1 protein-coding gene is annotated in these 436 nt (G+C 53.9%); it reads left to right on the forward strand.

Translation table 11 applies throughout. The features are described from left to right. Nucleotides 1–32: 32 nt before the first annotated feature. The coding region (locus tag NQ050_RS11085; RefSeq protein ID WP_257039398.1) for a class I SAM-dependent methyltransferase at nucleotides 33–436 on the forward strand (404 nt) is incomplete at its 3' end.

Below are 436 nucleotides of genomic sequence, written 5' to 3' on the forward strand. Positions count from 1 at the left end.
ACCGATACCTTGATCATGGAAGCAGGAATCATATGGTAAAAAATCCCCAGAACGTCCAGCTCTCGCCGGCATTACGAGACCTTGAACACTATCGCCATGAATACGTCGAGAACTGGTCGGTCAACTCAAAAGATCATGAGGAACATGGCCATTACACCTGGATGGCACGCCAAGTTGCGGGCTACCGCCATGTACTCGAGATAGGCTGCGGTACCGGTCAGTCCACTCTCGCATTGCTGGGCAACGGGCACACCGTGATCTGCATCGAGGAGAACCCCTACTGCATCGATGCCACTCGCACTGCAGTAGATGCCGCTGGTTATCGGGTCGCAGTGCTCCACCGTGCGACCGCTCGTTCGTTTGTGGGTGACGACCATTCTTATCACCTTGATTTCGAGAACGATATCCCAGATGCCCCTGATGCTGACTGCTTGAT

It is taken from the genome of Corynebacterium sp. 122RC1, assembly GCF_024580955.1.
GTDB classification, from domain to species: Bacteria; Actinomycetota; Actinomycetes; order Mycobacteriales; family Mycobacteriaceae; genus Corynebacterium; species Corynebacterium kozikiae.